We start from the raw sequence: 12,530 nt of genomic DNA on the forward strand, positions 1-12,530 counted from the left end.
TACATTTAAAGTAAAAAGCTAAAGACAACCGAGCCCTAGTAGTCAATACTTAGGGCTCTTTTTTTATCCGTTGATATCATGACTGAACTACCTAAAGTAATCATTGGGCAATATAGCCAAAAAGGCAGAAAAAAAATCAATCAAGATGCCTGTAGATATCATGTACCTAACGATCCCTTCCTAAGCACTAAGGGCATTGCCATCTCACTTGCTGATGGAATTAGCAGTAGCAATGTTAGCCAAGAAGCAAGCAAAACCGCGGTATCTGCTTTCATCGATGAATACTACAGTACACCTGAGTCATGGAGCGTAGAAAATGCAGGAAATTGCGTTCTTAACGCAATGAATTCTTGGCTTTACGCGCAAACTAAACGAAGTGACTTTAAATACAACATTGAAAAAGGCTATGTATGCACTTTCTCCGGCCTAATAATTAAAGGAGCGAAAGCCCACCTTTTTCATATAGGCGATTCTCGTATCGTTCATATACGAGACCAAAAGCCTAATGTTCTGACAAAAGAGCATCGTACTTATGTTTCAAGCCAAGAATCTTATTTAAGTCGCGCTATTGGTATGCGCGAAGAATTGAAAATTGATTACACCACCATGTCTTTGCAAGATGGCGATCATTTTCTATTAATGACCGACGGAGTATATGAAGAAGTTTCTGCAGACGATGTTACACAAGTCCTCAATAATCACGGTGATGATCTAAACACCTGTGCTCGTATGCTAACCGAAATAGCCTATAAAAACGGCAGCGCAGACAATCTTACTGTTCAGATACTCAAGGTAGATACACTCAGTGACGACAACTCGGTTGATTTACACGAAGACATGTCAGAGTTACCCCTTCCGCCTTCTTTAGAAGCAAGAATGGAGTTCGACGGCTATGTCATTGAACGTAAACTCTATAAAAGTGCCCGTAGCCATGTGTTTTTAGCTACCGACAAAGAAACTGGCGAAAGTGTTGTACTGAAAACACTGGCTGCTGAATTAAAAGAAGATTCTGCGGCAAGAGAACGATTTTTATTAGAAGAATGGATAGCGCGAAGAGTCAACAGCGCAAACTTATTAAAACCTTGTTTAGCAAATCGAAAACGGGCTTATTTTTATATCGCCACTGAATACATTGAAGGCCAAACCTTATCACAGTGGATGACCGACAACCCATCGCCAAAACTAGAAGTCGTTAGGGACATCATAGAACAAATAGCAAAAGGCTTATTGGCACTGCATAAAAAGGAAATGCTGCATCAAGATTTACGGCCTGAAAACATCATGATCGATAATACAGGCACAGTAAAAATAATCGACTTTGGCGCAGTGCGTGTAGCGGGTATAGATGAAATACACGCAACTCCACCTAGCCCCGCGATTCTTGGAACCGCACAATTTACAGCACCTGAGTACTTCCTAGGTGAATATGGCACCCCAGAGTCTGATCAATTTTCTCTTGCGGTTATCGCTTATCAAATGCTGTGTGGCAAACTGCCCTACGGAAACGAAATTGCGCGAACACATACCCGTTCACAACAAAAAAGATTGAAATACCGTTCAGTATTACACGACGATTTACCTATCCCTGAATGGGTCGATTTTGCACTGCGTAAAGCCCTTCACCCAGAACCACTAAAACGCTATGAGTATTTAAGCGAATTTGTTTACGACCTACGCCAACCCAACAAAACGTTTTTAGCCAGAACCCGCGCCCCCATAATGGAACGCAATCCCGTTGTATTTTGGCAAACTGTGTCGTTTTTACTGATGCTAGTTATTATCGGCTTACTGTATTGGCGATAAGAGTGATAAAACAGCAAATACCCTGTATACTGCGTGCCTAAAAATTATCGCCCTAAAAATCAAGGCATAGCATGACAGTAAACCAATTTGACCCTAAACAGACAACCACGATGGATACCCCTAAAAAGGTCATCGAGGAACAAGCAAGTGCTGCTAAAAACGGTCAAGCTGGAGGCTCTCGTATAGGCTTTGTAAGTTTGGGCTGCCCTAAAAACCTTGTGGATTCTGAGCGTATTCTTACTCAATTAAGAACAGAAGGTTACGAGGTAGTGCCCACCTATAACGATGCTGATTTGGTTATTGTTAATACCTGTGGGTTTATTGATGCCGCCGTTGAAGAATCTCTCGATACCATAGGCGAAGCGTTAAAAGAAAACGGCAAAGTCATTGTTACTGGCTGTTTGGGTGTAAAAGAAGACGATATTCGTGAAATTCACCCGAATGTGTTGGCGATTACGGGTCCTCATGCATATGAAACCGTAGTGAATCAAGTACACGATCACCTGCCAAAACCTGAACATAACCCTTTTGCCGATTTAATTCCTAACCACGGCGTTAAACTTACCCCACGGCATTACGCTTATTTAAAAATTTCCGAAGGATGTAACCACAGATGCACGTTTTGCATCATCCCTTCAATGCGCGGTGATTTAGTCAGCCGCCCGGTAGGCGATATTCTGGATGAAGCTGAACGGTTAAAAAAGGCCGGAGTAAATGAACTACTTGTTATATCGCAAGATACCAGTGCCTATGGCGTTGATGTAAAACACCGCACTGGATTTTGGCAAGGTATGCCCGTAAAAGCCCACATGCAACAATTGTGTGAAAAGCTCGGTGGTATGGATATGTGGGTTCGACTGCATTATGTGTACCCCTACCCTCATGTAGACGACCTTATTCCGTTAATGAATGAAGGGAAAGTATTACCCTATTTAGACATTCCCTTTCAACATGCCAGTAAGCGTATTTTGCGCTTAATGAAGCGCCCTGGCAGTGCTGAACGCGTATTGGATCGCATTAAAAAATGGCGAGAAATATGTCCAGAATTAATCATCCGCTCGACATTTATTGTGGGCTTCCCTGGTGAAACTGAAGAAGAGTTCGAAGAACTACTGACCTTTATAAAAGAAGCACAAATTGACCGCGCAGGATGCTTTGCCTACTCTCCCGTTGAAGGAGCTAAAGCAAACGATTTACCAAGCCCAATAGATGAAGATATTAAACAAGCTCGCCTTGCCAAGTTTATGCAAGTACAGTCTGAAATTAGCGCAGCCCGCCTACAAGCCAGAATTGGAAAAGAGTACCTTGTGGTTATTGATGAAGTCACATCAGAAGGTGCCGTAGGGCGTTGCTTCGCAGACGCACCTGAAGTAGACGGCGTTGTTCATTTAAACGGTGTTCACGACGTGAATGTAGGCGAACGAGTCTGGGCTGAAATCATACATGCCGATGAACACGATACTTGGGCTGTGTTAAGCGAAGACGAGTAATTGGTAATGAAACTTTGGGATTTACAAAAAAATCAACACGCTTTAATTACTGCAATGAGTTCCTCAATCAATGATGAGGTTATTCACCGTTTACATGAAATGGGCCTAGATATTAACAACCCAGTATTGTGCGTTAAGCGCGGTCCTATGGGTGGCCCTATTGTCATTCAATTAGGTGATAGTGTGTTTGCTATCGAACACAATCTTGCGTCCAATATCTCCGTATCTGTCATTAAGGATTAACCCTTGTCGTCGTCAAATATTCTGTTAGTGGGTAAACCTAATTCAGGTAAAAGTCTGCTGTTTAATCAGCTTACAGGAATGCGCCAACACGTTGCTAATTACCCTGGTGTCACCGTTGAAATAAAACGAGGCCGTTGCAACGAATTCAATGTACTCGACATGCCTGGTACCTATTCATTAAAAGGCATGAGCAAAGACGAATATGTCGCTATTGATGAAATTAGCCGAGCAATGTCAGATGAAAATACCCGCCTTGTGGTTTGTGTATTAGATGCCACTCGACTAGAGCGCAGCTTAGTCATGGGGTTACAAGTTCAAAAGCTTGCGTTACAGCACGACAAAACCCTGTTATTTGCCCTTAACTTTATTGATGAACTCACTCGCATTGGCGAATCCATTGACGTTAACGCACTATCTGTAGCCTTGGGTAGTCCAGTATTAGGCATATCCGCTCGCACCCTCGAAGGGATACACGAATTTAAAACGGCTATGTTAGGCATTGCCGCCAATCCAAGTTCGTCTAAAATTGATGAACTCGCGATATCTGATAAGTCAGTAATAGAACAAAGTAAAAACCTTAACAAACGTTTCGGTTTACAAAAAGATGTCATCCTTCGAGATCAAAACCGCATAGACAGCTTCATGTTGAATTCTTGGTTTGGTGGTTTAGCCTTTATTGCAGTGATGTTTGTGTTGTTTCAAAGCATATTTACTTTGGCGACGCCTTTAATGGACGGCGTTGAAAACGGTATTGGCTTTGTGGCTCAATTGGTCACCCACTATTTACCCAAGGGGATTGTGTCTGACTTCCTCAGTGACGCAATTTTTGCAGGCTTAGGCTCATTTTTAGTCTTTGTTCCCCAAATTATGGTGTTAACCCTTATTATTGGCATTTTGGAAGACAGCGGCTATTTAGCCCGCGCTGCATTGATGTGTCACCGCCCTTTGAGCTTTTTTGGTTTGTCTGGCCGTAGCTTTATTCCCTACCTTTCCGGTCATGCTTGCGCGATACCCGCCATTATGGCGGCTCGCACTATCGAATCTCCCCATAAGCGCTTAATTACAATGTTAACTATTCCTCTGATGTCGTGTTCTGCACGACTGCCAGTTTATGCCTTGCTGATTGCCGTATTAGTTCCTGCGAACCAAAGCTTTTTAGGAATATTTAATTTACAAGGCGCTGCATTTTTCGCTTTGTATTTTATGGGTATTGTTATGGCGCTACTGGTAAGCCAATTATTGAATCGCTTTTTGCCAAAAGATTTTGAGCAGACCGATATGCCTTTTATTCTTGAATTACCTACTTATCGGCTCCCTCATTGGAAACCTCTCTTCCAACGCGTGATAAACAGTGCAAAGCAGTTTATTGTAAAAGCAGCCCCTATTATTTTCTGGGTTTCCGTAGCCATTTGGGTATTAGGTTATTTTCCACTTAACAGCACATTAGAAAATTCATGGCTAAGCGTTATTGGTCAATTCTTTGAGCCTATCTTTACACCTATGGGGCTAGATTGGCGTTATGGTATCGCCATACTTGTGTCATTCTTAGCTAGAGAAGTGTTTGTAGGCGCATTGGGAACCATGTTCAATATGGACAATGCCGAAGACGACGTCGCTGGCTTAGCCAACCGAGTGCAAGCGGACGGGTTAACCCTAGGCGCAGGTTTAGGCTTGGTGCTGTTTTATGTTGTTGCTCTTCAATGCGTAGCAACGGTAGCCATTATTAAAGGTGAAACAGGCAGTAGTCGATTAGCCTGGGGAGTTTATATAGCGTACGCACTCCTTGCCTACGCCATTGCGGTATTAGTGAATACTTTATTTTAACCTTAGTTGTTCCAACAGTCGTGTTAAATCGTCAGGTGTATCTATACCTGACGGCGGCGGCGCAACCGCATCATCAACAACAATGGTGTCGCCATACCATAGCGAGCGCAGTTGTTCTAAAGACTCTATTTTTTCTATAGGCGAAGGCGTATAGGCAACATATTGCTTAATATATTTCACTGAATACGCGTAAATTCCAATATGTCGACGTAATAGGGTTAAATCAGCTTTACTTGGGTCGCTAATATCGTCCAACAGAGCTTGTCGTTCAAAGGGTATCGTTGCTCTTGAAAAGTATAAGGCATGGCGTTTTTGGTTCGCCACCACTTTTACTGCATTGGGGTTCACTGCCTCTTCACGGTTATCCAAAGGCGCACACAATGTGGCCATATGCCCTTCTGAGTCAGAAAGTAATTGCGCCACTTGTTTAATATTTTTTGCAGGAACAAAAGGCTCATCGCCTTGTACGTTTACGATAATCGTGTCTTCGGGCAATTCAGCCTTCACAACGACTTCGGCAATACGCTCGGTACCGGATTCGTGATCTGGACTTGTCATTACTACCTGACATAAACCCGCTACGGCGTTAGCAACATCAGGGTTATCTGTAGCAACAATAACGCTTTCAGCCCCCGATTCAAGTGCTCGCTCTACAACGTGCTGGATCATCGGTTTGCCGTGAATATCAACCAATACCTTTCCCGGAAAACGGGTGGAGCCAAAACGCGCAGGTATTACAACGGTAAAAGGACTTTGCTTACTCACTCGATGGCCTTTAATTCTTCACTGGATAAACTGGTTGCTTCCGATTCTAACAACACGGGAATGCCGTCTCTGATTGGATAACTTAACCGCTCAGCGCGAGAAATTAGCGCGTCTTTGTTTGCGGAAAGAACCAGCTTACCTTTACATACTGGGCAAGCTAAAATGTCGAGTAATTTAGGGTCAAACGCCATAACAATCTCTGAGTTTAATAGCTAAGTTTTCTTTTAATGCTCTGGGTAGCTTAGCGTCTACTTCCAGATACCAACAATTCGAATGCGCAAAAGGCTTACATTTCACTGCGTCTTTTTCTGTCATTACCGTCACTCCCGAAGGAATATCGGATTTAGTGTATACATGATGATCGATAAATTCATGGGTTTCAATGTCGTTCAAGCCTATGCTTGATAAGGTATCAAAAAACCGTTGTGGCGCGCCTATTCCCGCCATTGCTTGCAATTTTTCTTGTTTAGCGCCAGAAACAAACTCTTCAATTGAACGAGTGATATTGGTATCAACAATATTCACAAATCGCGTTGTCGCAAGCGACATTGAATAGGCATTTTCAACATAAGGGTTGTCGCCGTTATGAATTACAGCATCAACGTGTTTTAAGCGCCCTGCCAATTCTCGTAAAGGCCCCATAGGAAGAAGCCACCCATTGCCAACACCGCGATTGTCCATCACCACCCATTCAATATCACGCTTTAACCCATAGTGCTGGAGGCCATCATCACACACGATCACATTACAACCAACATCGGCTAACGCCTTTGCTCCTCTTGCCCTTTTAGGATCAATGATGACTGGGCATAAATTCCGTAATGACATTAATTTTGGCTCATCACCGACCAAAGAAGCAGTGTCTTGCTCTGTTACCTTATGAGGGAAGTTTTCACACGTACCACCATATCCACGACTTAAAATACCTGGTTTGTAACCCAGCTCTATCAACCATTCAATGGTTTTAAGCACCAGCGGTGTTTTGCCATTTCCGCCCACAGAAATATTCCCCACCACAACAACGGGTACGCCAGGATGAGATGCTTTTTTTACCCCTGAGCTAAACAATAATTTTCTAAAAGAAGAAAGCAGAAAAAACAATAGCGTCAAAGGCAATAGCAACCAACGCAGCGGATGCTTGTTGAACCAACATTGGTATATAAAACTGTGCACTATTCACCAAACTGCAAAGCATGAAGCTGGGCATACACGCCTTTTTTCGCTAATAATGTGCTGTGAGAGCCTTGTTCTACAATTTGGCCTTGGTCAATAACCAAGATGACATCGGCAGATTCTATGGTTGATAATCTGTGAGCCACAACAATGCTAGTACTGCGCTTTTGTAGTTCTTCTAACGCCTCTTGAATATAACGCTCAGACTCAGTGTCTAATGCAGAGGTGGCTTCATCTAATATCAAAATAGGTGCATCAAGCAATAGCGCTCTTGCAATGGCAATACGTTGTCGCTGACCACCTGATAGTGCAGAACCGTTCTCACCTACCAGTGTATCAAGCCCATCTAGATAGGCATCGGCAAATTCAGTTACATGTGCACGGCGTGCCGCTTCTTCAATTTGCTTTCGGGTAACCTTATCTTTGGCGCCGTAGGCAATATTATTCGCAATGGAGTCGTTAAAAAGAATAACTTGTTGAGACACCAAGGCAAATTGGCTTCGTAAATTACGCAGTGTATATGCATTGATATTTACGCCATCAATACTTATTTCGCCTTGCTGAGGGACGTAAAATCGGGTTAATAAAGACGAGATAGTCGACTTACCACTGCCTGACTTACCCACAAGGGCAATAGTTTGTCCGGCTTTCACGTTAAAGGAAACATTATCTAGAGCAAGATCCACACTATCAGGATAAGAAAATCCCACTTGATTAAAACACACTTCGCCTTTTGTTCTTGTGGTTTCAGTGGTGCCCGCATCCACTTCCGATTCTTGATCGAGAATATCGAAAAGACTACCGCATGCTGCTAGACCTTTTTGTATTTCGCTATTTACCGTCGTTAACTGCTTTAATGGCTTAAGCAACATCACCATGCAAATAACTACATTGATAAAAATACCCGCGGTGAGCTGCTCTGCCATGCTCGGGGTACTAGCAATAAACAATACCGACGCCAGCGCAACCGAGGCAATAATTTGAATAGACGACACGCTTAAAATCTGTGTAACACTGAGTTTCATGGTTTGCTGACGGTTGTGGTTATTCTTATTTTTAAACCGTTGCTTTTCATATTCTTGGCCACCAAACATTAATACTTCTTTGTGGCCTTTTACGGTTTGTTCCACTGATGACGTTAAGTTACCCATCGCTTTTTGTATGGTTTTACTCACGCTGCGAAAGCGTTTTCCCACTACCGACACAATTACCCCAACAACAGGCCCTATTAACAGGAAAATTGCAGATAATTGCCAAGAATAATAAAACATGGCAACCAGTAAGCCGATAACCAGTGCGCCATCTCTGACTACAATGAGAATGGCTCGCCCTGCAGCATTAGCCACCTGTTCAGTGTCATAGGTTACTTTGCTGATTAAACTGCCCACAGGGTTTCTGTCGTGAAATGAAACCGGTAAATGAATGTATTTTTCAAACAACTGCTGGCGCATTTGCATAACAACTTGAGACCCCACCCATTTCAATGTGTAAGTTCCCATAAAATTAAAAACGCCTCGCAAAATAAATAAAGGCACAATCGCATACGCAGCTAAGCGCAGATAACCATAGTCTTCGTTTGCTAGCGAATCGTCGATAATAGGTTTTAATTGTGCGATAACAAAGGTGTCTAAAGCGGAATAGCCCACCATTCCAATAATGGCAAAGACGAAAAGTAATTTGTACGGTTTGAGGTACCCAACAAATCGACGTGTGTGATTTTCTTTCGCGTTAATGTTTTTCGTTTGCATAAATACAATTACTTATCCAGATGCCTATAGTGTACCTAATGAAAGCCATTATCGCGACTTATACCAGCGCTGATTCATATCATCAAACCAAGTTTCTACATCAATCTTTTTATTATCATCGGTTGTATCAGACATAGAAAACTGAATAAAACCATCTTCTGCTGTGGTGTAAATAACGCTATCGATGTTTCTATACCGACGAACAACCTCTTGATGAGGAAACCCCCAGCGATTTAGGTAACCGTTTGTAAAGACAACATATTGGGGCGATACAGCGTTAACCCAAGGGGCAGTAGATGATGTTTTACTGCCGTGGTGAGGCGCAATAAGGATATCTGCGTGTAAATCCACATCACTGCTGAGCAATTGGTTTTCCGCTGCTTTTTCAATATCACCAGGAATTAACACACTAATGTTTCCATCAGTTATATGCATGACACAAGACAAGTTATTTTCTGAAAGAGTGTTGTTTTTTACATCGTTTTCACTTGGCCAAAGTACCTTCACATCCAGTTTCCCTACTTTCCAATGTGCCCCTTTCACACACCCCTCGTAAGGAGAAAGCCAGCGCTGGACAATGCGATTGTCCGATAAAAAACCTCTCCCGCCAGCATGGTCATTGTCTAGATGGGTTAATACACCAAGGGTATTTTTTGTAAGTTTATGAGCAGTTAAAAAAGGCGAAATAATGGTTTCCGCCGCGCTGTTTCTATTTCGGTAAGAAGGCCCAGTATCCACTAACATGGCTTGTTTACCTGATTGAATAAGCATTGAACTACCTTGCCCCACATCAAACACTTTAACTTGCCATTTATCTGACGATGATAAAGAAAAAAGACTAAGTCCAATGCTTAAACACACAAATAGCAGACCGTGAATGCGATATCGAATGCCCGGTATCATTAATACAACCAGCAGAAACAATAGTGCTAACCATACCCCGCTAAACGTCACGATTGAATTTGATAACGTTGGCACTGAATCTAAAAGCATCATAAATTGATGCAGCATAGCACCCAGCATATCCGCTAACGTGTTTCCCAGTGAAGGGAATGACATCAGCATCAATAACGTAATACACCCAAGGGGAACAACGACAAACGAAACAAAAGGGATTGCGAATAGGTTAATTAAAAAACTAGCCCAATGCAGTGATTGAAAAACACTCCCCGTCGCCAACATCATAAACCCACTAAGAAAAAACTGAAGCCGAACTAGGTTCAGACACTTTTGCCAAAACGTATGCGCAGGGCCCTGAAAACGCCAAATAAGTAATAGCAGTATGAATACGGCAAAAAAGCTTAAATATAGGCTAATCCCCAAAGACGATAAGGGGAAAACGAACAGGCACCCAGCTAATACAAGTAAGGCTCCTTGGTTTGCTTGCATCGAATGATTTCTCAGAACAATAACAACATATAAACTCAGTGCAATTGCAGCTCTCACCAGTGTTAATGGAAAGCCACACAAACTTACAAAACCCCAAGCGAAAAGCAGTGCCAATAACTGAGGCGCATTGGCAAGAAGAACACCACTCTCCCACCGAACCAACCTTCTAAAGGTAAAAAAAAGCCACTTTGAAAGCCAAAGACACAGCATATACACCACAGCCATATGTAGCCCAGATAAAGTAAATAAATGAGCCACACCTGTTTTTTGCAACAAGGCCCAATCCGCCTCATTTAATTTACTTCTATCTGCCAATAATATTGCGTTAAGCCACTTTTCTCCCTGCGGTGTTCCTTGAGCTAACCTATGACGAATACGATAACTAAGGTTTGTGGTAGGAATTAAAAGTTCGTTGTCGTCGCATTTAACAATGTATCCCGTCGCTTGAATGTTTTTACTCACAAGCCAACGCCAGTAATCAAACGCAAAGGGGTTTTGTAATCCGTGAGCGGGGCTTAAACGTACGCAAAGTCTCACTTTTTGCCCTTTTTCAAATCGTTGATAAAGGTAATAACCGTTGACCTTTGCATAAAAACTCACCGGCTTTTCGTCAAACACGCTCACGTCGAGAATGAATTTGTGAATATCTTCTGCGTATTTATCGTCTACAATACTGGCTTCAATTATTACGTTTTTCTTAATTTTTTCTTTTGGTAGTTGCCATGAGTAGTAGCTATGCCCTACACTCGCCATCCAAAGTACGCCAAGTAAAATACCTAGGAAACTCCGGCTGTAATTGTTTTTAGGGAATAGTACAATGAGTAGCAATATTGTGATTAATAGCAGTAAGCAATGGAACGCAGTAGGTAAAAAAGGCCAAAACTGTGCGCTTAGTGATGCTAAAGTGAACCCAAATGCTATCATCCATAATGCATTTCCCATTGAAACCACACTTAATCTTGTTTGTATGAGTGAACATGCCTAAAAAGTTTATTCGACGTTTATTGCCCGATCACAAATCGATTGTGAACAACAAAGCCTTAAAAATTTTTGGCTCATTACTCCATGAGCCAAATTTGTGGCATTTGAACCGCCGTTCAGCTTCTGGTGCGTTTGGAATTGGACTTTTCTTTGCTTTTTGGCCAGTACCATTTCAAATGTGTTTATCCGCTTCTGCAGCCATTTCTTCAAAAGCAAATTTGCCTTTGTCGGTTGCAACCGTTTGGATCACAAACCCTTTTACTATGCCCCCCATATTCTACGGAGCCTACAAATTAGGCGCTACTGTACTTGGGACCAAACCAAGCGAATTTGCCTTTGAATTAAGTTGGTCATGGTTACTCGATAGCGCAAGCTCAGTTGGCCCAGCTTTACTTGTGGGCTGTGCTATTTGCTCAGTGACTTTTGGTTTGATGGGATACTATGGGTTAAATGCAGTATGGCGTTATGCAGTCAAAAAATCGTGGCAACACAGACGTGAAATAAGAAAGAAGTAAACCATTCAACTTTTTAACATTTTCTTGTTAGAAAAATAAACAGTCGTGCTAGACGCAGAAAGCTCTGCTTTCCCGTTACCCAAATTAACTTTCCAATCTACATCAACAGTGTAAAACCCCAAGAATGTATCAAATAACGTTAAATCAAGCTGATTTATTTCATCAGCACAACTAAACATTAATGTAATTTCTACATCTGTGTTTTCATTAACATACGCTATATCATTAAGAGCGTAGATATCCCTTAGGTGTTGTTTAGCGCCATACTCACTACTAAATTGATACTCTTTAGGAATAAGTACATTTAGCTTAGTCATATTACATTGCTCAGGTATTGAGACAACCGCAGAAGAATTATTAAGTAATAGCAGGCTCGACTTTATATGCGCCTTTAGTTTTTGCGATCTTGGTATTGTGTCCATATTAAACAAATCTAATACAGGCATATTTAGCTGCATATACCAAGATGTATCACTTTGGGTAATAGTTAGCGTGCCTTTTCCATGCAGTTTCGTACTGAGAAGAATACAAAAAAGAAACAGGCAACTCGACACACCGAGTTTTCTACTTACTTTCATAGGCTTTAAAATACTATTACA

General features: G+C 42.0%; 12 protein-coding genes. 6 read left to right on the plus strand and 6 right to left on the minus strand.

The window, feature by feature from the left end:
• The first annotated feature begins 78 nt into the window (after nt 1-78).
• The 4 genes from J3L16_RS07870 (at nt 79) to J3L16_RS07885 (ending at nt 5,360) form a co-directional block, all read left to right on the plus strand.
• Complete coding sequence (locus tag J3L16_RS07870) at nt 79-1,803, plus strand: protein kinase (protein WP_207612364.1); 1,725 nt, start codon at nt 79-81, stop codon at nt 1,801-1,803.
• Between the two features lie 71 nt (nt 1,804-1,874).
• A complete protein-coding gene (gene rimO, locus J3L16_RS07875) occupies nt 1,875-3,293 on the plus strand; it encodes a 30S ribosomal protein S12 methylthiotransferase RimO (RefSeq protein ID WP_207612373.1) in 1,419 nt (472 codons plus the stop codon).
• A 6-nt stretch (nt 3,294-3,299) separates the two neighbouring features.
• A complete protein-coding gene (locus J3L16_RS07880) occupies nt 3,300-3,536 on the plus strand; it encodes a FeoA family protein (protein ID WP_207612375.1) in 237 nt (78 codons plus the stop codon).
• A gap of 3 nt (nt 3,537-3,539) precedes the next feature.
• Nucleotides 3,540-5,360, plus strand: a complete 1,821-nt coding sequence (locus J3L16_RS07885) for a ferrous iron transporter B (RefSeq protein WP_242698748.1) — start codon at nt 3,540-3,542, stop codon at nt 5,358-5,360.
• On the opposite strand, the gene kdsB is transcribed toward J3L16_RS07885, so the two are convergent.
• From kdsB to J3L16_RS07910, 5 genes are read right to left on the minus strand one after another with little or no spacing between them, the layout of a single operon-like run.
• Nucleotides 5,352-6,125: a 3-deoxy-manno-octulosonate cytidylyltransferase gene (gene kdsB, locus J3L16_RS07890; RefSeq protein ID WP_207612377.1), complete on the minus strand. Its 774-nt coding sequence runs from the start codon at nt 6,123-6,125 to the stop codon at nt 5,352-5,354. The two genes, J3L16_RS07885 and kdsB, sit on opposite strands and share 9 nt — an antisense overlap.
• Nucleotides 6,122-6,316: a Trm112 family protein gene (locus tag J3L16_RS07895; protein ID WP_207612379.1), complete on the minus strand. Its 195-nt coding sequence runs from the start codon at nt 6,314-6,316 to the stop codon at nt 6,122-6,124. The genes kdsB and J3L16_RS07895 overlap by 4 nt, the downstream gene beginning before the upstream one ends.
• Nucleotides 6,306-7,298, minus strand: coding sequence for a tetraacyldisaccharide 4'-kinase (lpxK, locus tag J3L16_RS07900; RefSeq protein WP_207612381.1), 993 nt, complete (start codon nt 7,296-7,298; stop codon nt 6,306-6,308). Before lpxK ends, J3L16_RS07895 begins: the two co-directional genes overlap by 11 nt.
• On the minus strand, nt 7,298-9,046 hold the full coding sequence (msbA, locus tag J3L16_RS07905) for a lipid A export permease/ATP-binding protein MsbA (protein WP_207612383.1): 1,749 nt from the start codon (nt 9,044-9,046) through the stop codon (nt 7,298-7,300). The genes lpxK and msbA overlap by 1 nt, the downstream gene beginning before the upstream one ends.
• Nucleotides 9,047-9,094: 48 nt before the next feature.
• Nucleotides 9,095-11,263: a DNA internalization-related competence protein ComEC/Rec2 gene (locus tag J3L16_RS07910; RefSeq protein ID WP_242698756.1), complete on the minus strand. Its 2,169-nt coding sequence runs from the start codon at nt 11,261-11,263 to the stop codon at nt 9,095-9,097.
• Between J3L16_RS07910 and J3L16_RS07915 the strand changes: the two genes are divergently transcribed.
• Nucleotides 11,253-11,420, plus strand: coding sequence for a hypothetical protein (locus J3L16_RS07915; protein WP_207612386.1), 168 nt, complete (start codon nt 11,253-11,255; stop codon nt 11,418-11,420). The genes J3L16_RS07910 and J3L16_RS07915 overlap by 11 nt on opposite strands.
• Nucleotides 11,413-11,931: a DUF2062 domain-containing protein gene (locus J3L16_RS07920; protein WP_207612388.1), complete on the plus strand. Its 519-nt coding sequence runs from the start codon at nt 11,413-11,415 to the stop codon at nt 11,929-11,931. Before J3L16_RS07915 ends, J3L16_RS07920 begins: the two co-directional genes overlap by 8 nt.
• A gap of 5 nt (nt 11,932-11,936) precedes the next feature.
• On the opposite strand, the gene J3L16_RS07925 is transcribed toward J3L16_RS07920, so the two are convergent.
• Nucleotides 11,937-12,509 carry a DUF2796 domain-containing protein gene (locus tag J3L16_RS07925; protein WP_207612390.1) on the minus strand — a complete coding sequence of 191 codons (573 nt, stop codon included), beginning with the start codon at nt 12,507-12,509 and terminating at the stop codon, nt 11,937-11,939.
• Between the last annotated feature and the right edge of the window lie 21 nt (nt 12,510-12,530).

This window comes from Alteromonas sp. 5E99-2 (genome assembly GCF_017368475.1).
Taxonomy (GTDB): Bacteria; Pseudomonadota; Gammaproteobacteria; order Enterobacterales; family Alteromonadaceae; genus Alteromonas_F.